This window comes from Bradyrhizobium sp. (assembly GCF_030646015.1).
In the GTDB taxonomy this organism is placed as follows: domain Bacteria; phylum Pseudomonadota; class Alphaproteobacteria; order Rhizobiales; family Xanthobacteraceae; genus Bradyrhizobium.
Window position 1 is genome coordinate 19,480 of the sequence record NZ_JAUSLT010000096.1, and the last position, 22,796, is coordinate 42,275.

20 protein-coding genes and 1 pseudogene are annotated in these 22,796 nt (G+C 64.0%); 7 read left to right on the forward strand and 14 right to left on the reverse strand.

What is annotated here, in order from left to right:
* Positions 1-557 precede the first annotated feature (557 nt).
* The 4 genes from Q7T45_RS15205 to Q7T45_RS15220 form a co-directional block, all read right to left on the reverse strand.
* A complete protein-coding gene (locus tag Q7T45_RS15205) occupies positions 558-1,331 on the reverse strand; it encodes an enoyl-CoA hydratase (protein ID WP_304871764.1) in 774 nt (257 codons plus the stop codon).
* Positions 1,332-1,364: 33 nt separating this feature from the next.
* Entirely contained in the window at positions 1,365-2,372 is a 1,008-nt protein-coding gene (locus Q7T45_RS15210; RefSeq protein ID WP_304871765.1) for a nitronate monooxygenase family protein, read from the reverse strand.
* A 209-nt stretch (positions 2,373-2,581) separates the two neighbouring features.
* The gene (locus Q7T45_RS15215) at positions 2,582-3,319 is read right to left on the reverse strand and encodes an SDR family oxidoreductase (RefSeq protein WP_304871766.1); all 738 of its coding nucleotides are present in this window, start codon (positions 3,317-3,319) and stop codon (positions 2,582-2,584) included.
* Positions 3,320-3,368: 49 nt separating this feature from the next.
* On the reverse strand, positions 3,369-4,934 hold the full coding sequence (locus tag Q7T45_RS15220; protein WP_304871767.1) for a class I adenylate-forming enzyme family protein: 1,566 nt from the start codon (positions 4,932-4,934) through the stop codon (positions 3,369-3,371).
* Between the two features lie 246 nt (positions 4,935-5,180).
* On the opposite strand from Q7T45_RS15220, the pseudogene Q7T45_RS15225 reads away from it, so the two are divergent.
* Positions 5,181-5,681, forward strand: a pseudogene (locus tag Q7T45_RS15225) (winged helix-turn-helix transcriptional regulator); the annotation flags it as partial.
* A gap of 164 nt (positions 5,682-5,845) precedes the next feature.
* Here Q7T45_RS15225 and Q7T45_RS15230 read toward each other — a convergent pair.
* Together Q7T45_RS15230 and Q7T45_RS15235 are read right to left on the reverse strand one after the other, a co-directional pair.
* A complete protein-coding gene (locus tag Q7T45_RS15230) occupies positions 5,846-6,235 on the reverse strand; it encodes a hypothetical protein (protein WP_304871768.1) in 390 nt (129 codons plus the stop codon).
* 67 nt (positions 6,236-6,302) lie between these two features.
* On the reverse strand, positions 6,303-7,901 hold the full coding sequence (locus tag Q7T45_RS15235; protein WP_304871769.1) for a GMC family oxidoreductase: 1,599 nt from the start codon (positions 7,899-7,901) through the stop codon (positions 6,303-6,305).
* A gap of 122 nt (positions 7,902-8,023) precedes the next feature.
* Between Q7T45_RS15235 and Q7T45_RS15240 the strand changes: the two genes are divergently transcribed.
* A complete protein-coding gene (locus Q7T45_RS15240) occupies positions 8,024-9,748 on the forward strand; it encodes an FAD-dependent oxidoreductase (protein ID WP_304871770.1) in 1,725 nt (574 codons plus the stop codon).
* A gap of 131 nt (positions 9,749-9,879) precedes the next feature.
* Entirely contained in the window at positions 9,880-10,302 is a 423-nt protein-coding gene (locus Q7T45_RS15245) for a GFA family protein (protein ID WP_304871771.1), read from the forward strand.
* Positions 10,303-10,479: 177 nt separating this feature from the next.
* Here the strand turns inward: Q7T45_RS15245 and Q7T45_RS15250 are convergent, their stop codons facing one another.
* The 4 genes from Q7T45_RS15250 to Q7T45_RS29035 all read right to left on the reverse strand — a co-directional run bounded on the left by Q7T45_RS15250 (position 10,480) and on the right by Q7T45_RS29035 (position 13,117).
* Positions 10,480-11,307, reverse strand: coding sequence for an alpha/beta fold hydrolase (locus Q7T45_RS15250; RefSeq protein WP_304871772.1), 828 nt, complete (start codon positions 11,305-11,307; stop codon positions 10,480-10,482).
* 100 nt (positions 11,308-11,407) lie between these two features.
* Positions 11,408-12,250: a class I SAM-dependent methyltransferase gene (locus Q7T45_RS15255; protein WP_304871773.1), complete on the reverse strand. Its 843-nt coding sequence runs from the start codon at positions 12,248-12,250 to the stop codon at positions 11,408-11,410.
* 90 nt (positions 12,251-12,340) lie between these two features.
* The gene (locus tag Q7T45_RS15260; protein ID WP_370691283.1) at positions 12,341-12,883 is read right to left on the reverse strand and encodes an isoprenylcysteine carboxylmethyltransferase family protein; all 543 of its coding nucleotides are present in this window, start codon (positions 12,881-12,883) and stop codon (positions 12,341-12,343) included.
* A gap of 27 nt (positions 12,884-12,910) precedes the next feature.
* Positions 12,911-13,117, reverse strand: coding sequence for a hypothetical protein (locus tag Q7T45_RS29035; RefSeq protein WP_370691284.1), 207 nt, complete (start codon positions 13,115-13,117; stop codon positions 12,911-12,913).
* 170 nt (positions 13,118-13,287) lie between these two features.
* Between Q7T45_RS29035 and Q7T45_RS15265 the strand changes: the two genes are divergently transcribed.
* Positions 13,288-14,823, forward strand: a complete 1,536-nt coding sequence (locus Q7T45_RS15265) for a helix-turn-helix domain-containing protein (RefSeq protein WP_304871774.1) — start codon at positions 13,288-13,290, stop codon at positions 14,821-14,823.
* Between the two features lie 23 nt (positions 14,824-14,846).
* Here the strand turns inward: Q7T45_RS15265 and Q7T45_RS15270 are convergent, their stop codons facing one another.
* A complete protein-coding gene (locus Q7T45_RS15270) occupies positions 14,847-14,987 on the reverse strand; it encodes a hypothetical protein (RefSeq protein ID WP_304871775.1) in 141 nt (46 codons plus the stop codon).
* 491 nt (positions 14,988-15,478) lie between these two features.
* On the opposite strand from Q7T45_RS15270, the gene Q7T45_RS15275 reads away from it, so the two are divergent.
* The 3 genes from Q7T45_RS15275 (at position 15,479) to Q7T45_RS15285 (ending at position 17,383) form a co-directional block, all read left to right on the forward strand.
* Positions 15,479-16,756, forward strand: coding sequence for a helix-turn-helix transcriptional regulator (locus Q7T45_RS15275; RefSeq protein ID WP_304871776.1), 1,278 nt, complete (start codon positions 15,479-15,481; stop codon positions 16,754-16,756).
* Positions 16,757-16,860: 104 nt separating this feature from the next.
* On the forward strand, positions 16,861-17,058 hold the full coding sequence (locus tag Q7T45_RS15280; protein WP_304871777.1) for a hypothetical protein: 198 nt from the start codon (positions 16,861-16,863) through the stop codon (positions 17,056-17,058).
* Positions 17,059-17,107: 49 nt separating this feature from the next.
* Complete coding sequence (locus tag Q7T45_RS15285; protein WP_304871778.1) at positions 17,108-17,383, forward strand: DUF1127 domain-containing protein; 276 nt, start codon at positions 17,108-17,110, stop codon at positions 17,381-17,383.
* A gap of 233 nt (positions 17,384-17,616) precedes the next feature.
* Here the strand turns inward: Q7T45_RS15285 and Q7T45_RS15290 are convergent, their stop codons facing one another.
* From Q7T45_RS15290 to Q7T45_RS15300, 3 genes are read right to left on the reverse strand one after another with little or no spacing between them, the layout of a single operon-like run.
* Positions 17,617-20,937 (reverse strand): carboxyl transferase domain-containing protein, encoded by a 3,321-nt coding sequence (locus tag Q7T45_RS15290; protein WP_304871779.1) that lies wholly within the window; start codon positions 20,935-20,937, stop codon positions 17,617-17,619.
* A gap of 19 nt (positions 20,938-20,956) precedes the next feature.
* Positions 20,957-21,841: an ABC transporter permease gene (locus Q7T45_RS15295; RefSeq protein WP_304871780.1), complete on the reverse strand. Its 885-nt coding sequence runs from the start codon at positions 21,839-21,841 to the stop codon at positions 20,957-20,959.
* Entirely contained in the window at positions 21,838-22,794 is a 957-nt protein-coding gene (locus tag Q7T45_RS15300) for an ABC transporter permease (protein ID WP_304871781.1), read from the reverse strand. Before Q7T45_RS15300 ends, Q7T45_RS15295 begins: the two co-directional genes overlap by 4 nt.
* Between the last annotated feature and the right edge of the window lie 2 nt (positions 22,795-22,796).

Below are 22,796 nucleotides of genomic sequence, written 5' to 3' on the forward strand. Positions count from 1 at the left end.
ACGACATGGGCTGGGTTTCCGATTCAATTGTAAAACATCGAGAGGATATGCGTCATCATTCTCGCGGCGCCATGCGTCCGAGCTTTGCTTCTATCTTCGCCCTCGAAAGAAAGAGGGCGCAGGGAAGACCGGGTGCGCGCTGCACCCGCGGTCTCGTGTGCAAAATGCACGAGTAAAAACGCACACGAGCATACAGGTCCAGCGGAGAACACCCGGCCTTCCCTGCGCAGTGGTTTCTACCGGCTTATCACGTGCTCACCCCGGTGACCGGGCTTTCTTGCCACCGTCGCCAACGGGAAGTTTTGCTTCCCGCCGACTTGGCACCAGCGTCGGGGTGCCGGGTCCACACGTTTTTGCCGTCCGCTCGGTCTGCGCTCGTCAGTCGCAAGCTCCGCGTCCACCGCATCCCACCGCGCGTTCGTGACGATCGCGACCCGCCCCTCTCATCGGGTGAGACGAACGAATCACTAGAGGTGATTTGCCCTTCTGGAAAAGCGAAATTTTACCCGACGGGTTAATTTGTCGCACCGGGGACTCTGGGGTAGCGCGTGCGCGCGCTAACCCGCCGCGCTCGAGAAATTCGGTGGACGGCGCTCGGCGAAGGCCGTGAATGCCTCGCGGGCCTCCGCGGTCTGCAGCCGCTCCTTGAAGATCGCGCTCTCGCGATCGATCTGCGCGGCAATCGCTTCGAAATCGCGCATCAGCGCCTTGGTGTGGCTGAGCGCGCCGGGCGGGCGCTTGGTCAGGGCTTCCGCCGCGGCATGCGCCCGGCTGCGCAGTTCGGCTGCCGGCACCACCGCGTTGGCCAGGCCACAGGCCAGCGCCGACGCCGCGTCGAGCGGCTCGCCAAGCGCAAACATCGCATAGGCACGGACGTAACCGATCCGCGCCGGCAACAACCAGCTCGATGCCGCCTCGGGCACCAGAGCGAGATTGACGAACGGCGTGATCAGTCGCGCGCTCTCGGCCAGGAAGACCAGATCGCAATGCAGCAGCATGGTGGTGCCGACACCGACGGCATTGCCCTGCACGGCCGCGATCAGCGGCTTGGTCGCCTTGCCGAGGTTCTTGATGAATCGACCCGCCTGGTTTTCGCCCTGGTCCTTGCCGATGGCCTGGGCGGCGAAGTCCGAGAGATCGTTGCCGGCCGTAAAGCTGTCGCCATCGCCCTGGAATACGACGACCCGAATTGCGGGGTCCTTCTCCGCGCGCTCCAGCCCGTCCGACAGGGCGCTGTACATGGCGCTGCTCAGCGCGTTCTTCTTGTCCGGCCGGGCCAGCGTCAAGGTCATGATTCCGGCTGCGACTTCGGTCTTCACATAGTCTGTCATTCAAGAATTCCTTTGGGGAGAAAGCGTTTCGCTTCAGGCGACTTTCGCCGGCTGCGCCTGACCGGTGCCGTCGAGGAAGCCAACCAGCCGGTCACGGATGATGCGTTCGGCATCCGCCATGATGCGGTCGATCAATTCCTTCACCGTCGGCACGTCCTTGATCAGGCCGGCCACCATGCCGCAGCTCCAGGCCCCCGCATCCATATCGCCGTCGATCATGACCTTGGGATAGGCGCCGGCGACCTGGTCGTGGATATCGGCGATCTTCAGGCTGGCACCCTTCTCGCGCTCGATTTCCAAAAGCCGGTCGACGGCCTTGTTCTTCAGCACCCGCTCGGTGTTTCGGAGCGCGCGCATCACAAGGCGGGTGTCGAGTTCGGAGGCCGCCACCAGCGCTTTCTTGACGTTGTCGTGCACCGGCGCCTCCTTGGTCGCGATGAAGCGTGTGCCCATGTTGATGCCGGCCGCGCCCATCGCCAGCGCCGCCACCAGGCTGCGCGCGTCGGCCATGCCGCCCGACGCCACGAAGGGAATCTTCAATTCTTCGGCAGCGCGCGGCAGCAGGATCATGTTCGGCATGTCGTCTTCGCCGGGATGCCCGCCACATTCGAAGCCATCGACGCTGACCGCGTCGCAGCCGATCGCCTCGGCCTTCAGCGAGTGCCGGACCGAGGTGCATTTGTGGATCACCTTGATGCCGGCGGCCTTGAGCGCCGGCATGTATTGCTCCGGGCTGCGGCCGGCGGTCTCGACGATCTTGATGCCGCCTTCGCGGATGGCGGCGATGTATTCCGGATAGGGCGGTGTCGTGAAAGCCGGCAGGAAGGTGAGGTTCACGCCGAACGGCTTGTCCGTCATGTCGTGACAGCGCGCGATCTCCCTGGCCAGCAATTCCGGCGTCCGTTGCGTCAAACCCGTGATGATGCCGAGACCGCCGGCGTTCGATACCGCCGAGGCCAGTTCCGCGAAGCCGACATAATGCATGCCGCCCTGAATGATGGGATGCGCGATGCCGAACATTTCAGTGATGGCTGTTTTCACGAATTCCTCCGGTGGTTTTTCAGATGGTTTCCGGGCAAGCTTACATTATTCGAAGAATATCTTCTCCCCTCCCCCCGCGAAGCGGTGGGGAGGGGTCGGGGGTGGGGGGTCTATCGGCGGATGCAATTGTCAGCGAATTTTCTGAGGCACCCCCCACCCCCGCCCCCTCCCCGCCACGCGCAAGGGCGCGTGGAGGGAGGGGAGCGCACCTACCACTTCTCCCCAAAGGGGCGGATTTCCAGTTCGAACGTCCAGGCGCTGCGCGGCTGCTGATAAAGTTGCCAGTAGGACTCCGCGACCGACGACGGCGGCATCAGGAGATCGGGGTCGTCGAGTGCGCCCGGCCCCAGCGCCTCGAGTCGTCGCTGCCTAACCCATTCGGTGTCGACGCCGGAATCAATGATGAGGTGGGCGACGTGGATGTTTTTCGGCCCCAATTCGCGCGCCATCGCCTGCGCCACGGCGCGCAGGCCGAACTTGGCGCTGGCGAACGCGGCATAGCCAGATCCGCCGCGCAGGCTGGCGGTCGCACCGGTGAAGAAGATGTTGCCCTTGCCTCTCGGCAGCATCAGGCGCGCGGCCTCGCGGCCGGCGAGAAAGCCGGAATAGCAGGCCATTTCCCAGACCTTGCGGAACACCCGTTCGGTGGTCTCCAGAATCGGGAAGTTGACGTTGGCGCCGACGTTGAAGATGCAGACCTCCAGCGGCGCGTGCTTGTCGGCATCGCCAAGGAAGGAAATGATTTCCTCCTCCTTGCGCGCATCGAGCGAGCGGGCGTGAATTTCGCCCCCGGCCGCCTCGATCTCCTTGACCAGCGGTTCGAGCTTGGCGCCGTTGCGCCGCCCGGCGAACACCGTGAATCCCTCGGAGGCAAACTTTTTGGCGATCTCGCTGCCGATGAAGTCACCGGCGCCGATCACGGCCACGGATGCGTTTCGCTTCTGCAAGGTTGTTCTCCCGGTCAGGTCTAAATCTGTCGCTTTCAAATACGGGCCGTTATCGCGGTTGCGCAATCTGCAGGGACTCCGCGAGCTTGTGCTTGAGTATCTTGCCGGTCGACGTCGCCGGCAAGGCGTCGAGCAGGATGATTTCCGACGGCCGCTTGTACGAAGTCAATTGCGGGTTGATGAAGGCCATCAGATCCGCGGACTTCATGGCTGATCCGTGCAGCAATTGGACGAAGGCGACAACTTCCTCATTGCCGTCGACCGCACGGCCGACCACGGCGCACTGCACAACGTCCTTGTGGGAACTGAGCACCGCCTCGACTTCCGCGGGGTAAACATTAAAACCCGAGCGGATGATCATCTCCTTGGTGCGGCCGACGATATAAAGGCAATCGCCCTCGAAGCGTGCGAGGTCGCCGGTGTTGAACCAGCCCTCGCGATCGATCACCTTCGCCGTCAGCTCCGGCGCGCGATAATAGCCGCGCATCACGTTGCGGCCACGAACGTGCAACTCGCCGACTTCACCCTTTGCCAACGGCATGCCATCGACCGTCCTGATCCGCGCCTCGACGCCGGGCAGCAGCGTGCCGACCGCCTGATCGGCGCGCGGCGCGTCGAAGCGTACGCCGGATATTCCGGGCGAGCACTCGGTGATCCCATAGCCATTCGAGAGCGGCAGGCCGAATTCCCTCTCCACCCGCGACTTCAGCTCGAGATCGAGCGGCGCGCCGGCCACCGCGATCAGCCGCAGCGCACCGCGCTCGAGTTGCGCAAGACCCGTGACGGCCTTGTACTCCAGCAGGCGCTGATAGGTCGCGGGAACACCGTTGAGGATCGTGATCCCTTCTTCGGCGATGGCTTTGGCCAGCGCAGCGGGGTCGTATTTGCTGACGAGGCGAACCGTCGCACCTGACATCAGCGTCATGATCAACAGGGAGATGCCAACGATGTGCGAGATCGGCAGCACGATATAGATCTTGTCGCTCGCATCCATCTTGCGGAAATGGGCGGTGGTACTGGCGCTGATCAGCAGATTGTCATGGGTCAGCATCACGCCCTTGGGCGTGCCCGTCGTTCCCGACGTGTAGATCAGCACGGCGATCTGCTTCGCGGCTTCGGCCTCGACCGGCTCGGGGAAGGCGCCTTCATTCAGCTTGCTGACGCCGATTTGCTTGAGGGGACCGAGCCAGCGGATCTCCGCATCGCTGCGCGACGCATGTGCCGCCGCCTCCTTTGAAACCTCGGCGGTGAAGAACATCCGGCGCGCGCCGCTGTGGTCGCGGATCTGGTCCAGTTCCCGCGCCGACAAGCGCGGATTGGCGACGATCGCCCAGGCATCGATCCGGCTCGCCGCCAGCAGCGTGACGGCCAGCGCGATGCAGTTCTCGCTGACGATCATGATGCGGTCGCCGGCCCGGATGCCGAGGGATCGAAGCGCCTCGGCGGTCCCGGTCACCCAGCGATCGAGTTCGCGATAGCTCAGGGAGGCGCCGTCCTCGATCAGCGCAATGCGGTCGGGAAATTCCAGGGCATGCCGGCCATAGACCTCATGGATGCGGCGCGGCAACCCGGCGCTGATTTCGGCGAGATCGCTTGCTTCCGACAATTCCGCCACGGCCGACCTCCCGACATGAATCCCGCCCGTTCCCGGCGGCTTCATTATCGATCAACTAACGTTCTTTTTTAGAACTCGTCAATCCCGATCATGGCAAGAATTTCGTAATTTGGAAGAACCTTTCCTCCACTTATGGCCGCCAAGACGGGCGTTTTTGACGGTCCGCATTTACAATCGACGCATTCCTCAATATTGTTTTTTAGTATTAAATAGGAACTTATGGCGACGGATGGCCGGAGAAGGCACATGAAGTGGGACGAACTCGAAGAGGAGCCGTGCTCCCTGGCCCGCACCGTCGCGGTGATCGGCGATCGCTGGAGCCTCTTGATCCTGCGCGAGTGTTTTTTGCGGACCCGGCGGTTCGAGGGGTTTCAGTCGGCGCTGGGCATTACCCGGCATCTGCTCGCGGAGCGGCTGAAGAAGCTGGTTCGCTTCGGCGTGCTCAGGCGGATTCCGTATCAGGAATCGCCGAAGCGGCATGAATACATCCTGACCCAGAAGGGCCTCGATCTCTATCCGATCATTCTATCGATCGTGCATTGGGGCGACACCCACATGGTCGACGAACGCGGCAGGCCCCTGCTCCATGAGCACAAGAGTTGCGGCAAGATGTTCGATCCGGTGCTGGTCTGCTCGGAATGCGGCGAACCCGTCACCGCCAAGGGTGTCCATGTGCACCCCGGACCGGGAAAACGGGTGGAGGCGGCGGCGGTTGCGGAGATGACCAAGAGCAAAGCCCGGCGTCGCACGGTTTCTTCTCCCCTCCCCCCGCGCAGCGGTGGGGAGGGGTCGGGGGTGGGGGGTCGATCAGCGCATTCCGCGGACAGCGAATTTGCGGAGGCACCCCCCACCCCCGACGCCTCCCCGCCACGCGCAAGGGCGCGTGGAGGGAGGGGAGCGAAAGAGCATCACTAGTCGACCCTGCGGTACATCGGCTTCCTGGCGCGGACCGGGTCGAGCAGCGACCAGTCGCCCTGCTCCACCACATGGCCCTTGGGAAACGGCGGACGCGCTTCCTGGCCGAGCGATTGCATCACCCGGTCGTCGCGGTAGTAGCAAAGCAGCACGACGCGGACCAGGGCCGCCAGCGGCGCGCCGCCGACCTCGCGAAAAGCTTTTGTGACATCGGCGCGGTGATCGGCTTCCAGGTCGGCGAACGCGCCCCCTCCGATCGCGGCAAGATGCGACAGGGCGCGACGGATGTCGTCGCGATCGCGCTCCAGGTTACGAAGGATGTCGTCGAATATCTTCTCGTCGTCGGCGCCGGGCACGTCGTAGACCGCACTGGCAGGAATGATCATGCCGGCCAGCGCGCGGAGATCGCGGGCCTGGTCGGCGGATTAGATCCTGGTTCTGCATGAATCGCCCTCAGTCGAACAAATTGGCAAGACGCTGCTTGATGCTGTCGGCGATGTAGAGCGCCAGCGCCTGGATGGTCGAGGTCGGATTGACGCCGCCTGACGTCACCCAGATGCTGCCATCGACGATGAACAGGTTTTTCACGTCGTGGCAGCGGCCCCATTCATTCACCACCGAACGTTCCGGGTCGGTGCCCATGCGCGCGGTGCCGAGCAAATGCCAGCCGCCGTTCAGGATCGGGCTCTCGACGGCGATATTGCTGGCGCCGGCGGCGGTCAGCACCTCCTTCGCCCGCGCGATGCCGTGGTCCATCATCTTCAGGCTGTTGGCGCTGATGGTATAGTCGAGTCTTGGCGCCGGGATGCCGCTGGAATCCTTCAGGTCCGGATCGAGCGTGACGCGGTTGTGCTCCTCGGGGAGATCCTCGCAGATCGCCGAAAGCGAGATGCGATGGTTCAGCAGTTTGCGATAGACTGAATGATGGTCATCACCCCAGGGCAGCCGCCCCGCATTCGAGCTGATGATCGCTTCCATGATGGCACCGACGCCGCGGCCGAACTGGAAGGTATGGCCGCGCACGAAATCGCGCTTCCGGTCGGTCTCGTAGAACTCCTGGCTCCACAGGCACAGCGGCGGACCGTGATTGCCGTCGAGCGGTTCGTCGACATAACCGTAGGTCAGGGCATAGGGATGAAACATCAGGTTCTTGCCGACCAGCCCTGAGGAATTGGCAATGCCGTTGGGAAATTTCGCCGATACCGAGTTCAGCATCAGGCGCGGCGTTCCGACGCCATTGCAGGCGAGGATGACGACTTCGGCCGGCTGAAACTGCTCCTTGCCCTCGGCGTCGTAATAGATCACGCCGGAGGCCATGCCTTGCGCGTCGACCGTGACCTCGCGAACCCGGCACATGGTGCGAAGCTCGACGCCGGCGCGGATCGCATGCGGCCAGTAAGTGATATCGGTAGAGGCCTTGGCGCCCTGCGCACAGCCCGGCGTGCAGTGGCCGAGATTGATGCAGCGCGCCCGCCCCTCATAGTCCGACGTCGCGATCGTCGAGTCCGACGGCCACCAGTGCCAGCCCAACTGGTTCATCGCCTTGCCGAACCGCGCGCCGGATTTGCCGAGCGGCAATGGCGGCATCGGCGGCTGATGCGGCGGATAGGCGGGATCGCCGGCGAGACCCGAGACACCCATCATGCGGTCGTTCTCGGCGAAGTACGGTTCCAGCGTGGCATAGTCGACCGGCCAGTCGTCGGCGACGCCGTCCAGCGTGCGCACCTTGAAGTCCGAGGGGTGCATGCGCGGGAAATGCGCCGTGTACATGATGGTGCTGCCGCCGACGCCGTTGAAATTCACCACCTTGATCGGCGAATTGGCGTCGTTGATGGGATAATCGGTGGGCCGCGCCCGGCGGTTGGGATTGATGGCAAAGTCGCTGAACAGCCGCGCTTCCCAGTCCCTGCCGTTGCTGGGATAGTCCGTCGGCTTCACCCAGTCGCCCTGCTCGAGGCAGACGATCCGCATCCTGGTATCGGCCAGACTCCAGGCCACCGCGGCGCCCGATGCCCCGGAACCGACGATCAGGACATCGACTTTATCAAGCATCGATTTTTCCTCCCCAGCACATCCATTGATAGCCAGTTCGTTCCCGTCTGTCAGCATGCGCGACAGCATGGGTGATGGTATTGTAGGTTCGGACAGAAACAACAAGAACCGGGAGGGATGGCGTGGCTGACGGCGTGCGCAATGGCGCAGACACTACTTACGAATGCGACGCGCTCGTGGTCGGTTCCGGCGCCGCCGGGATGTCCGCGGCCGTCACCGCCGGTCATAACGGCCTCAATGTCCTCATTGTGGAGAAAGAGCCTCGCTTCGGCGGCACCACGGCGCGTTCCGGCGGATGGCTCTGGATTCCCGGTACGTCGCTGGCGCGGGCCTGGGGGATCCACGAAAGCCCGGACCAGGCACGAACCTATTTGCGGCATGAAGCCGGCAACAGTTTTGACGCGGCCCGGGTCGATGCCTTCCTGACCGCCGGGCCTGAGGCCGTCGACTTCTTCACCTCAAAAACGGCGCTGCGCTTCGACATGCCGCTGGTGTTTCCCGACTATCACGCGGAAGCCCCCGGCGGAACGCAGGGCGGCCGCTCGATGGTGACGCGGCCGTTCGACGGCCGCGAACTCGGGGCGCATGTCAAAACACTCGGCGCGCCGCTGCCGGAATTGACCGTGTTCGGCATGATGCTGGGGTCGGGCAAGGAAATCATCCATTTCATGCGCGCGACCAAGTCGCTCACTTCGGCGGTCTATGTCGCCAAACGGCTGTCTCGCCATTTGATGGACGTGATGCGTTACGGCCGTGGCATGACGCTCACCAACGGCAACGCGCTGGCCGGACGGCTGGCGAAATCCGCTTTCGACCTCAACATACCGCTGTGGCTGTCGTCCCCGGTCCGCGAACTGATCGTCGAGGACGGTGCGGTGCGCGGCGCCATCGTCGAACGCGAGGGACGGCTGGTTCGAGTCCATGCCAGGCGCGGCGTGATCCTGGCCTGCGGCGGCTTTCCGCATGACGTCGAACGGCGCAAGGCGATGTTCCCGCATGCCCCTGACGGCACCCAGCATTATTCGCCGGGTCCGACCGGCAACACCGGCGACGGCCTGCGCCTCGCGGAAGCCGTCGGCGGCCGCGTCGAGGATACGCTTCCGAACGCCGCGGCATGGGTGCCGGTATCGGTCACCACGCGGAAGGACGGCAGCAGCGGCGTGATGCCGCATTTCATCGATCGCGCCAAGCCCGGCGTGATTGCCGTGATGCGCGACGGCGCGCGTTTCGCGAACGAGGGCAATTCCTATCACGACTTCGTCCAGGCGATGATGAAAGCCGCAAGGCCCGGCGAGGAGATCGCTGCCTTCCTGATCTGCGATCACAAGACCCTGCGCAAATATGGCCTCGGATGCGTGCCGACGTTTCCGATGCCGATCGGCCGTCACGTCAAGACCGGCTACCTGATGCGCGGCGCGACGCTCGCGGAACTCGCCGCGCAAGCCGGTATCGATGCGCGGGGGCTGGAGGCGACGATTGCACAGTTCAACGCGTCGGCGGCGACCGGACAGGATACAGCCTTCGGCAAGGGGTCGCGCGCCTACAATCGCTTCCAGGGCGACGCGCTGCATGGTCCGAACCCCTGCATCGGCCCGATCGAACACGGACCGTTCTACGCCATCAAGATGGTGATCGGCGATCTCGGTACCTATGCCGGGATCAAGACCGACGCCAATGCCCGCGCGCTCGACGCCGACGGCCGTGCCATCGACGGGCTCTATGCTGCCGGCAACGACATGGCCAGCATCATGGGCGGCAACTATCCCGGCGCCGGCATCACACTCGGGCCCGCACTGACCTTCGGCTATATCGCAGGCCGCCATATCGCTGATGCATCGAGGCCGTGAAATTCATGACGAGGGACACCTCGTCATCCGATCGACGGACGCGACGCGGCAACTCGCCTGCTAACGCTTGAAATGGCAGTCCCCGGCGCGCGCCGGCGGACCCGTATCAAACGAATTCGAAAGGAAGAGCCATGGCTCATATTGGAAGCTGCTTCTGCGGCACGGTCAAACTGGAAGTCAGCGGTGAGCCGGAGGGGATGGGCTATTGCCACTGCCGTTCCTGCCAGTCTTGGTCCGGCGGACCGGTCAATGCCTTCAGCCTGTGGAAGCCGTCGGCCGTGCGGATTACCGCGGGCGAGGAGCATGTCGCGACCTTCCAGAAGACCGAGACCAGCCAGCGTCAGTACTGCGCGAAATGCGGCGGTCACCTGATGACCAACCATCCGACATTCGGCCTCGTCGACGTGTTCGCCGCGACGATCCCGACGCTCGCCTTCGTTCCCGGCGTTCACGTCAACTATGCCGAGACCGTGCTGCCGATGCGGGACGGCCTGCCAAAGCTGAAGGATTTTCCGAAGGAGCTCGGCGGGTCCGGTGAGGCCATCGCGGAATAGCGAGATTCTTCTCCCCTCCCCCCGCGCAGCGGTGGGGAGGGGTCGGGGGTGGGGGGTCTATCGACGGACTCGTTGCGAGTCGTAAGCGCGTACTGCTGGCAGCGAGTCTGCGGACACCCCCCACCCCCGACCCCTCCCCGCCACGCGCAAAAGCGCGTGGAGGGAGGGGAGAAGAAATCACATGGTCGGCGCCACCGCCCCGTCTTCCGCGCACGCGACGTGTTGCGCGATCTTGCCGGCCACATCCGCAGCGTGGGTTGCAATCATGAAGTGCGCCGCGCCGGCGATCGCGGCGACCTTGGCGTTCGGCATGAACTGGCCAAGCAGTTGGTTCGCGCGTTTCGCGGCCGGATGACTGGCCTCACCCCAAAACACCAGCGTCGGCAGCTTGATGGTCGCGAGCAACCCGGGCGTCAAATCGAACCCATAGGCGCTGGCCCAGTCCAGCAGGTTGGCCGGTGTGGTCTGCGATGCGTAATCGCGAGCGCGCTGCGGCCAACCGGCGAAGGTGCCGGGGCCGCCATAAAAGTCGATCATCTGTTCGATCGCGGCGTTATCGCCTGCCTGATACGCGCTGGAGTAAGATTCCGACATGTTGCGAAACGCCTGATAGTGCTGGTCCTCGCCCATGTGCCGCAGGATTTCGGGTGCCGGCGCTTCGGCAATGGTCAGGCTCAGCAACGGCACGCGGCCTCGCAGCGCGACGAGAAGCCCACACAGGCCGCCAGCCGAACGCCCGACCAGATGCACCGGACGGCCGGCGCGACGGATCACCGCTTCAAGGACCTCCGCCTCATGAGCAATGTCGGTATCTGCAACGCTGCGGCGCTCCTGCGTGCCGCCATATCCGAGCAGGCTGGTGGTGACGATGCGATAATTGTCCTGCCAGTGCGCCATCACGGGCCGCCATGCGGCGCCGGTGCTGCATGAGCCTGGCACCAGCAGGACCGTCGGGCCGGTTCCAGCTTCGGCGTAATCGATACATCCGCGCGGGTCTTCGATCATGTTCGCAAGATTCCTTGTTGTCGGCGAGCAACGCAGCCGCCAGGGAACGGCCGCCGCACGACGTTTGAGCGCGCGGCGGCCTTGAGCAGAGAAAAGCCGATCAGCGCCTGGTGATGACGATTTCGAGGTATTCGCTGGGAACGATCATGGTGCCGTCTTCGGCGCGGTTCATCCGCCCGATCAGCGCCAGCAGATCGTCTCTCAGTCCCTGCTGGTTGGCGGCGTCGAGCGCGGCGAAGGCCTTGAGCATCGGACCGTAATAGTTCCTGAAGATCTCCAGGAAGTGCTCCGGCGACTTGTAACGGAACATGAAGTTGCGCGGCACCGCATTGATCACCCGCGCCGAGGGCCCGAACATTTCCGTGATGCGCGCCCGGGTTCCCCACAATGCGGGCGACCTCGCACCTGCCGGCGGCGGCAGGTATTTTCCGAGCGTCTTGAACAGCTGCCCGATGAAACCATCCGGCGTCCAGTTGGCGAGGCCGATCTTGCCCCCGCTCCGGCATACCCTGAGCATCTCCGCCGCGGCCTTGTCCTGGTCTGGCGTGAACATGACGCCGAAGGTCGAGACCACCGCATCGAAACTTGCGTCGGCAAACGGCAGCGCCTCGGCGTCCGCTTCCTTGAACTCGATCGACAAACCGTCCGCTGCCGCGCGCAACCGGCCGCGCTCGAGCAGGCTTGGTACATAGTCGGTGGATACGACGTCGCACCAGCGGCGGGCCGCGGCGAGCGTGGCATTGCCGTTGCCGGCGGCGACATCGAGCACCTTCGGTCCGGCGTGGATGTCGAGGGCTTCGCACAGCTCCTCGCCGACGATCTGAAGCGTGGTGCCGACCACGGCATAGTCGCCGGAGGACCATGCGCCTTGCTGGCGTGTCTTGAGGGCTCCGAGATCGATCGGGGCGGGCGGGGCGTTCTGAATGGCGGTGGATGCAACCATGATTGGTCTCCGTTTGGGTTGGTCGGTGATGTTGGTGATATCAGTGCAACAAGTGTGATTTGGCGCGCCGCGAACGGCGCGCCGGAATGACTAGCGTTCCGCGGATCGCGACTCCGCGATCGGCCTATCATCGGATTTGCCGCCGCCCGGAAGCGGAATCAGCATCGAAACGCGCTCCCGGTAGCGTCGATACTGGTCGCCGAACATGCCGATCAGATCGCGCTCCTCGAGCTGGATGCCGATCAGGATGTAGCCGGTCGTCGCCACCGCGAACAGCAAGTGGCCCGCGGTCATCGATGGCGTCGCCCAGAAGGCGAGCAGGAAGCTCAGATAGATCGGATGGCGCACCACCCGGTAGAGCAGCGGCGTGTGAAACGTCGCCGCCGGCAGATCCCTGCCGAACATCCGCGCGAACACCTGGCTGAGGCCGAACAACTCGAAATGGCTGAGCATGAAGGTGCTGGCAAACAGCAATGCCCAGCCGAACAGGGAAACCGCCTCAAACGCGGCTGCCGTGTAGGGATTGTGCACCGTCCAGATCGGGACAGGCATCGGCCGCCACTGCCAGTACAGCAGCAACAGCACCAGGCTGGAGACCAGCACAAACGTGCTGCGCTCGATCGCGGGCGGCACGATGCGCGTCCACCAGCGCTTGAAACCCTATCGCGCCATCACGCTGTGTTGGACGGCGAATAGCCCAAGCAGCATCGTGTTGATGAGAGCACTCTCGATCAACGGGCCGGCAATGCCCGAATCGATCGATTTTGGGACCACCCAATTGCCGACGAAACCTATCGCATAGAGGATGGTGATAAAAAACACGGCATAAGCGCCGATTCCATAAATAACCGTCAAAAGACCTGTCATTAGAATTGCTCCTATTCTGAAGAAATTGCTCCTGATCTGAACCTAATCCCCGGTCCGAAGACGTAACTGAGAGGGCGGCTATCCTCTATCCAGTTAGCGACAGGGCTATCCCGATCATGAAATTTTTCACCGAACCTGGTGTTCATCATCACATCGCTGGAGATTCCTTCATGAATGCACGTCCCAACGGAGATTCGAGCACGGCTTTGCTGCCGCGCGGCGTTCGCCGCGCTCTCGATGCGATGCGCGCGAATGTCGGGCGTGACTGGAGCGTGATGGAACTCGCCGAGGCCGCGGGCCTGTCCAGCCGCACGCTGCAGCGCCAATTCCGGGAATTCGTCGGCAAGGCGCCCCGCGCAGCGCTGCGTGATATCCGGTTCGAGGCCGCGCGCCGCGAACTGCTGCAGGGCATTCCCGACGCCAAGGTGATGGATGTCGCCCAGCGCTGCGGATTCCCGCATTGCGGACGGTTTTCCGTCGAGTATCGCCGCCGTTTTGGCGAAACCCCGTCGCAGACCGCGAAGCGACAGGCCGTCTTCGCCGATGCGCTGAGGTCGATGCCGTCGTTTACCATCCCCAGCCGCGATCGGCCCACCGTCGCGCTTCGCCCGATCGACGCCGGCCCCGAACACAGCGACGTCGCGCACAGCATCGCCGATGAGCTTTCGATCGCCCTGACGCGGGCCGGCGCCGCCGTTGTCCGGCAGCCCGGCGCGGCGCGCTACCATCTGATCGGCGCCATCAGCGGATCGGACCGGCAAACGCGCCTGACGTTCCGGCTGATTGATGCCGAAACCGGCCGTCATCTGACGGCCTACCGTTCCGATGGTGCCCTTGGTCACGACGCGTCTCTCGACGAGCATCTCGCCACCAAGATCATCGCGGCGATGCAGCCATGCCTGCGCCTCGCGGAAATCGATCGCGCCGGCCGCAAGCCGCCGACCGATCTGAGCCCGCACGATATGGCGCTGCGGGCCATGCCCTGGGTGCTTTCGCTCAATGCCGAAGGCAATGCCCACGCGCTGGACCTGCTGGAACGCGCGATGGAGCGTGATCCGGACAACGCGCTGGCGACCGCGCTTGCGGCGTGGGCCTATAGCCAGCGCGTGGTCTATCACTTCGCCGCAACACCGAACGAGGACCGCGCGAGGAGCGCCGAATTGGCGCGAAAGGCGCAGACTATGGGCGGCGATGCCACCGTGCTCGCTGTTCTCGGCAACGCCTTCACCTTCCTGCACGATCTCGAAGCCGCGGAACTGATGATCCGCAAGGCGCTTTCGATCGACGGCGGCTCGGCCTGGGCGTGGAGCCGGAGCGGATGGCTCGACGTCTACAACAACGACGCGGATTCGGGCATCGAGCGGCTCAAGATCGCGCTCGATCTCGCGCCGAACGACAGCCTCGCCTTCAACAGCATGGTCGGCATCGGTTGCGCGCATTTCGAATCGGGCCGCTATGCTGAAGCCGCCCATTGGCAGCAACGCGCGCTGGCCGAGCATCCGTCGGCGACCTGGATCCACCGCACCATGTGCCCCGCCTACGCGTTGGTGGGGGCGGAGTCCGAGGCCCGCCGCAGCCTCACGGCGCTGCGGGAGCACTATCCGGACCTGACGGTTTCGGAAGTGCAGAAAGGCCTGCCGCCGCTGCCGCAATCCTATTGCGATCGGGTATTCGATGCGCTGCACAGCGTCGGGCTGCCACTCTAGACCGCGCGCATCCGGCGAACACTCTAGTCGGCCAGCCTGTCGATCGCGGCTGGCCTGTCGCCCTGTACCACGTTCAGCTTTTGCAACGCGAATATATGCGCAATTGCAAACGCAATCATGAAGGCCGCCATCAGGAAGCAGAGCCGCCATGGCATCGCCGTCATGGCTGCACCGGCCCGGATGATCGCATCTCAAGGCCTGTATGATGAGCGCGGTGCGCGTCGATGAGATGGCGGTGCTGGTTGATCCGGCGCGCCGCCGACCGGCTTCGGGATTCATGAAGCGCCCTGATCATGCCGGTCCAGACTCCGGCGACACCGGCTGCGACGCCTCGCCCGAAACGGCGCAGATGAGAGCGAATCCGCATCCTCCTCCACCTCCATCGCGGCGCAGTGGTGAACGGCTCGATCAACCGCGTCTCATCGTCGATAAATGCGTGCATCAGACCGCCTCGCTATGTCAGATATTTTGCGAGAATAGAATTCGGTCCACCCACCGTCGTCATCCGGTCAGACGAGCATCGATTACAATTTATTTTGAACTCGCTGCGGTCTCCTCCAATTAGAGGACATTGCGTCGCCGTCCTTGGTTAAGCCGCCCGATAACCAACACGTGAAATCGGTGACGACGCCGGCTAGCCGTTTCGCGCCACGCAATGATGGGCCCGGCTTGCGCTGCCACGGAAATGCCGCTGAATCGGAATGTCTTCGCCGTGCGGCACACTGCCATTTCTTTCGACGTCATTTTACCGGGACTGATAATAATGGATGATAGAGAGCAGCTTTTAGCGTTAACCGGCGATATTTACGACGCCGTCTTCGACCCCGACCACCGAACCGACGTTCTCGACAGGATCGCGGACTTTGCCGGCGGCGATTCGGGCGGCCTGCTCTCGAAGCATGCCTTGGGCAGCTCTTTGGGCAGCTCTTTGGGCAGGGCCTTGGGCACGGCCGAACACCTGTATTGCTACATTGGAAATGACTCGGAGGGCCTGCGGGCCTATTCGGAGAGCTATCCGAAACTCGATTCCACGGCGGACCCGCTGTCGGTCGGAGTCGAGCAGATCGTGAGCACCACCGATCTCGTGCCCTACGAGGAATTTCGCCGCGGCCGCTTCTATCGGGAATGGGCCCGGCCGCATGGCTGGATCGACATTGCCAGCGCGGTGATCGAAAAGTCGGCAACCAGCTGCACGTTTCTCAGTGTCGCGCGACGCGAGGCCAGCGGCCTGGTCGACGCCGACATGCGCCGCCGCATGGCGCTGATCATTCCCCACGTCCGTCGCGCACTGCTGATCGGCAAGACCATCCACCACAGGGAGGCTGAAGCGACCTGCCTGACGGACATTCTCGACGGGCTGAGCGCCGGCATGATCCTCGTCGACGCCAGCGGCCGCATCGTCCACGCCAACGCGGCCGGCAGCACCATACTCGCCGCTGCCGACTTTCTCCGCAGGACGCCCTGCGGACGGCTGGTTGCCGGTGAGGCGCCCGTCAACGCAGCCTTGCGCGAGATCCTCCACGGCGCCGGCGGCGGCGACGCGGAGCTTGGCGTCAAGGGCATCGCCCTGCCGCTGACCGCCCGCAATGGCGAACGCTACGTCGCCCACGTGTTGCCGCTGACCTCGGGCGCACGCCGAAAGGCCGGCCTTGCCTATGACGCGGTGGCTGCCTTGTTCGTGCGCAAGGCGGCGCTCGAGGCTTTCTCGCCTTCGGGAGTCATTGGCGAGATGTACAATCTGACGCCGACCGAACTGCGCGTGCTGCTCGCCATCGTCGACGTCGGCGGCGTTCCCGAGGTGGCAGCGTCGCTCGGCGTCGCGGCCACCACCATCAAAACCCATCTCAGTCGCCTGTTTGAAAAGACAGGCGTCGGCCGTCAAGCCGACCTGGTCAAGCTGGTCGCCGGATTCGCGACACCGCTGGCGAGTTGACACGGCCTCGTTCGGAGAGCGCAGGGACGCGGCAGCCGCCGTGCGGCTCGCGCAATCGTGAAGCAAAATATTGTAATCGGGTTTCGTCCGAACGGAGGATGACGATGAGCGCATCGAACCTTATCTGTGGCTGCTCCATTCCAAAGGAACGAGTCGTGTTGAAGAGAATATTTTTGATTGGTGCCATCGTCGGCATCGCGGTGGCACACGGGGTCGTGTTGTACAAAACTGATACCGGCGTCCGTTCGGCCGATACGAAGCAGGAGATGGCTTCAGGAACCCGCAGGGCGGCCTATTGGTGAAGCGGTAGACGGCCCTGGCGCCGAATTTGAATATTTCCAGGAAATTGTGATGACTGCTATTCGCACAAACATCCAACCGTCATCGACGGACACACCGGCATTGCCGGGAGGATTGGGGAGCCTTCTGAGTCGCCTTGTCAACCGCTGGGTTGCGGGCGTGATCGCGCGTTCAGAGCGCCAGGCGGCACGCATCGCGCTGCGTCAGCTCGACGACCGGGAGCTGAAAGACATCGGTCTTCGCAGATTTCAAATCGGTGATGCTGTTGACGATATTGCCAGCGAACGGACGCGGCGTCAGCAATGCGGGCTGTCTTGCCAGCAATGACCTCCATTTCGTCGCTCGCCGCCCCATGCTTCGAGACGCTCGCGTTGCTCGCTCCTCAGCATGAGGTGGTTATGCGGCAACAAGTTCAACCTCATCCGGAGGAGCCGCGCGTACTTCGCGCGGCGTCTCGAAGGATGGCAGCGGGCAGCATGCCAGATGGTTCGAGACGCGCGTCCCGGCAGCAAACGCTGCCGGGACGGAGTTAGACGTGTCGCCGGGACACGCAAGCGATCCTACCAGGCATCGATGCAGGGGCGCTTGCGGTGCGTGCGCGGCGCGGGCTTCGGCACCGACTGCAGGCCGGCCATGATCCAGCGGCGGGTCTCGGCCGGATCGATCACTTCGTCGATCTCGAGCACCGATGCGATCGAGGTTGCCTTGCCGTTGGCATAGAGTTCCGCCACCTTGGCCTGATAATATTTCTCCCGCTCGACCGGATCTGATATCGCTTCCATTTCCTTGCGGAAGCCGAGCCGCACATAGCCTTCCAGCCCCATGCCGCCGAATTCGCCGGTCGGCCAGGCCACCGTGAAGAAGGAGGCGTGGAAGCCACCGCCGATCATGGACTGTGCGCCGAGGCCGTAGCCCTTGCGCAGCACGATGCCGAACAGCGGCACGGTGAGGCTCGCCCCGGTCACGAACATGCGGGCGACATGACGCACGATCGCGGTCTTCTCGGCCTCGGGCCCCACCATGAAGCCCGGCGTATCGCACAGCGACACGATCGGGATGTCGAAGGCGTCGCACAGCTGCAGGAAGCGTGCCGCCTTGTCCCCGGCCGGCGCGTCGATCGCGCCGCCGAGGTGTTTGGGGTTGTTGGCGATCAATCCGAACGGCCTGCCTTCGATACGAATGAAGGCCGTGATCATGCCGACGCCGAAGTCCCGGCGTATTTCCAGCACCGATCCCTCGTCCGCCAGAAGATCGATGACAGTGCGGATATCATAGACGCGCAGCCGGTTTTCGGGGATGGCGCGTCGCAGCAGGCGTTGATCTGCGGCTTTCCAGGAGGCGACCGAGCCTTGAAAGTAGGACAGGTATTTTTGCGCGGCGCTGGTGGCTTCCTCCTCGTCCTCGACCAGAATGTCGATGACGCCATTCGGCGCCTGGAATGATACCGGTCCCACTTCGGCCGGATGATAGACGCCGAGGCCGCCGCCCTCGATCATCGCCGGCCCGCCCATGCCGATCGATGCGTTCCGGGTCGCGATGATGACGTCGCAACAGCCGAGCATCGCGGCATTGCCCGCAAAACAATAGCCGGACACCACGCCCACCACAGGCACCAGACCGGACAGTTTTGCGAACTGAACGAAGGACGGCCCGTCGAGGCCGGTCATGCCGAGCCGGTCGGTATCGCCGGGGCGGCCGCCGCCGCCCTCGCCATAAAATACCAGCGGCATCCGCCACTGCTCGGCGAGGCCCAGCATCCGGTCGATCTTCTTGTGGTTCATGTGGCCTTGCGTACCAGCCAGCACGGTGTAGTCGTAGGAGATCACCATGCAGCGGGCCTGATGCGCGCCGAATTGTTCCGCGTTGACCGTAGCGACGCCGGCAATCAACCCGTCGGCGGGCGTGTTCTTGATGAGGTCGTCGACCTTGCGCCGGCGGCGCTGGGCGGCAATCGCCAGCGAGCCGTATTCGACGAAGGACCCCTCATCGACCAGCTGCGCGATATTCTCCCGCGCCGTTCGCTGATTGGTCTTGCGCCGGCGCGCGACCGATTCCGGGCGATTGGCGTCGAGCGTCATGGCATGGCGCGCGATCAATTCCGCCAGATCCCGCCTGATGTGATCGAGATCGACAGCTGCCTCTGCCTCGACCGCGTCGCCCGCGACCTCGGCGGGTTCGAGAAACAGGATGGTCTCGCCGTGCATCAGCGTCGCGCCGCCGCCGGCGACAATCTTCGTCACCTTGCCGCCGTGCGGCGCGGCAACGAGGTGCTCCATCTTCATGGATTCGAGGATGGCGATCTGCTGCCCCGGACGAACCATATCGCCTTCGGTCACCTCGATCGCAACGATGGTGCCCTGTAACGGCGCCGGCACCGCTACCGATCCCAGCGGACCGGCGGCTGGATCGCCCGCCTTGGAGAACGACGCCGCTCCGCCCGCCGCGTCCGCGCTGGCGAAGAACAGCGGCCGCGCCATGTCCCGGGACGAACCGACCAGGGCCGCGACGTGGGTATCGATAAAACCGGTGCTGATGCGATTGCTGACAAAATCAGGATGCGCCAGCACCGCCTGGATGAACGGAATATTGGTGTCGACGCCCGCGATGCGGAATTCGCGCAAGGCGCGCGCGGCCTTCTGCACGACGTCAGGCCAGCTCGCGGCCGGCGCATGAACGATCACCTTGGCCAGCAGGGAGTCGAAGGCCGCGCTGGTCCGGTAGCCGGCATAACCGAAGGTATCGACTCGCACGCCCGGGCCGGACGGCGGATCGAACACGCCGAGCGTCCCGCCGGTCGGCCTGGTCGCGCCCTGCTCGTCCATCACTTCCATATTGATGCGAAGCTGCATCGCAAAGCCGCGCGGCGCCGGAACCTCCGATTGCGCCAGGCCGAGCGAGGCCAGGCTTGCACCGGCGGCGACAGCCAGTTGCGACTTGACGAGATCGACGCCGAGCACCTCCTCGGTCACGGTATGCTCGACCTGCAGGCGCGGATTGGCCTCGATGAAGGCGAACCGGGGATCGCCAACGGTGGTTTCACCATCGACCAGGAATTCGAAGGTCCCGAGATTGTCGTAATGCGCGGCAGCCGCCAGCTGCCGGGCGGCGTCAATGATGCGCGCACGCAGGCCGTCGCTCAGCGAGGGGCTGGGTGCGACTTCGATGAGCTTCTGGTTGCGACGCTGGATCGTGCATTCGCGCTCCCACAAATGGCTGATCGCGCCGTAATGGTCGCCGATGATCTGCACCTCGATATGGCGCGCCTTGCGGATCAGGCGCTCGACATAGACGCTGTCGTTTCCGAAGGCCGCCTTCGCCTCGGACTGGCAGCGCGCATAGGCTTCCTCGAGCTTGGAGGCTTCTTCGACGAACCGCATGCCGCGCCCGCCGCCGCCGGCCACCGCCTTGATCATGACCGCGCCACCGCTGCCGAGCGAGGCAAAGAATGCCTTTGTCTGATCCAGCGTGGTCGGACCGCTGGTCCCTTCGATCACAGGCACGCCGCAGCGCCTGGCGAGCGCCTTGGCCGCGATCTTGTCGCCGAACAGATCGAGCGCCTCGGGCGACGGTCCGACGAAAACGATCCCCTCCTCCGCGCAACGCCGCGCCAGCTGCGAATTCTCGCTGAGAAAGCCGTAGCCGGGGTGCAGCGCGTCGCAATTGGTCGCCTTGGCGGCGGCAATGACCGCCTCGATGTCGAGATAGGCGCGCGCGCCACGTCCCGGGATCTCAAGACTCTCGTCGGCGGCGCGGACATGCAGCGACAGCGCGTCGTCCTGGGGGTGGACGGCGACGGTGGCAAGGCCTGCTTCGCCGGCGGCGCGGCTGATGCGAATGGCGATCTCGCCGCGGTTGGCGATCAGGAGTCTGTGAAAGGGCATGAATGTTTCCGGTTAGAACTCAGCGATCCTTCATGGTGGGATCGAGCACGATGCGCAAGGACTCTCCCAGCGCGTTGAAGGCCAGCGAAATGACCAGAATGGCCAATCCCGGCGCATACATCTGTTCCGGCGCGATCTCCATGTATTGATAGGCCCGGGCCAGCATCGCACCCCAGCTCGGATTGGGCGGCTGGATGCCGAGACCGAGAAAGCTGAGACTGGCTTCCGCGAGCAGTGCCGCAGCCAGCAGCAGCGTCACCTGGACGATCACCGGCTGCAAGGCGTTCGGCAGCACGTGCTTCCACAGGATATGCCAGACCGGGGCGCCGAAGCAGCGCGACGCATCGACATAAAGTTCCTGGCGCACGATCAAGGTACGCGCCCGCACGATCCGCGCCAGCGACGGGAACATCACGATGCCGACCGCGATCATGCCGTTGGTCAGGCCGATGCCGAGCGCGCCGGTCACCGCGATCGCCAGCACGATCGCCGGAAACGAAAGAAACGTATCGATCACGCGGCTGATGATATCATCAGCCCAGCCGCCGAAGAAACCGGCCATCAATCCCACCGGCAGACCGATGGCGACGGCGACGCTGACCGCCAGCAGGCTGGCATAGACGGTGGCCGGTGCGCCCCAGATCAGCCGGCTGAAGATGTCGCGACCGAGATCGTCGGTGCCGAGCAGATGGTCCGGGCCGGGCGCCGCCAGCATGTTGTTGACGTCCTGCGCGGTCGGCTGATACGGCGCGATCCACGGCGCGCCAACAGCGACAATGACCAGCCCGAGCAGCACGATAATCGCCAGCGCGGCACGCAGATCCCCGGCCAGCCACCGGAAGAAACGACGTGCGCGGTTTTCTCTCGCGGGGCGCGGCCGGCCTGGAAGTGCGAGGTCGGTCATTGCTCGATCCTCGGATCGACCGCCGCGCACAGGAGATCGGCGATCAAATTGACCATGATCACGACGATCACCATGGTGAACACCACGCCCTGCACGATCGGGAAATCGCGCTGGATGGCGCCGCGCACGATCAGGCTGCCTAAACCTGGAATCGCGAACACGGCTTCGATGACGACGGTCGCCGCCAGCATGCGGTTGACCAGCAGGCTGATGATGGTGAACAAATTGACGCTGACGTTTTTCAGACCGTGCTGCCAGAGGATCCGCGTCATCGAAAGTCCCTTGGCGTGCAAGGTCCGCACATATTGCGACGACAGCACCTCCAGCAGTGAACCCCGCAGCTGCCGCGCCACCTCGGCCATGCCATAGGCGGCGATGGCAATGCCCGGCAGCAGCGCGTGCCGGATCGCTTCCAGCGGCGATACCGCGAAGGATTTTGCCCCAGTGGCTGGCAGCCAGTTCAGTTTCAGCGAGATTTCGGCAACCAGGATCATGGCGAGCCAGAAGCCGGGTATCGCCACGCCGAGCGAGGCGACCATGCTGACTGTCTTGTCGACCCAGCCGTTGGGCTTGATCGCCGCCACGATGCCCATCGGGATCCCCGTGGCGAGCGCCAGCAGCAGCGCGATGGAGACGATCAGCAGCGTGTTCGGAAAGGCCCGTGAGATCGAGGTTGCGACTTTCTCGCCCGACAGCAGCGATTGCGACAGGTCGCCTTGCACGGCGTTGCCGAGCCATGTGCCGTACTGCACCAGGAAAGGCCGGTCGAGACCGTAGACTTTCCGAATCTCCTCGATCCGCGCATCGGTGGCATTGTCGCCGGCCAGCGTCACCGCGATGTCGCCGGGCACCAGCTTGAGCAGCGAAAACACCATGAAAGTCGCGAGCAGGATCACCGGCAGCGCCTGCAACAGGCGGCCGCCGATGACCTTTGCCGGACTTCGTCGCGCCATCC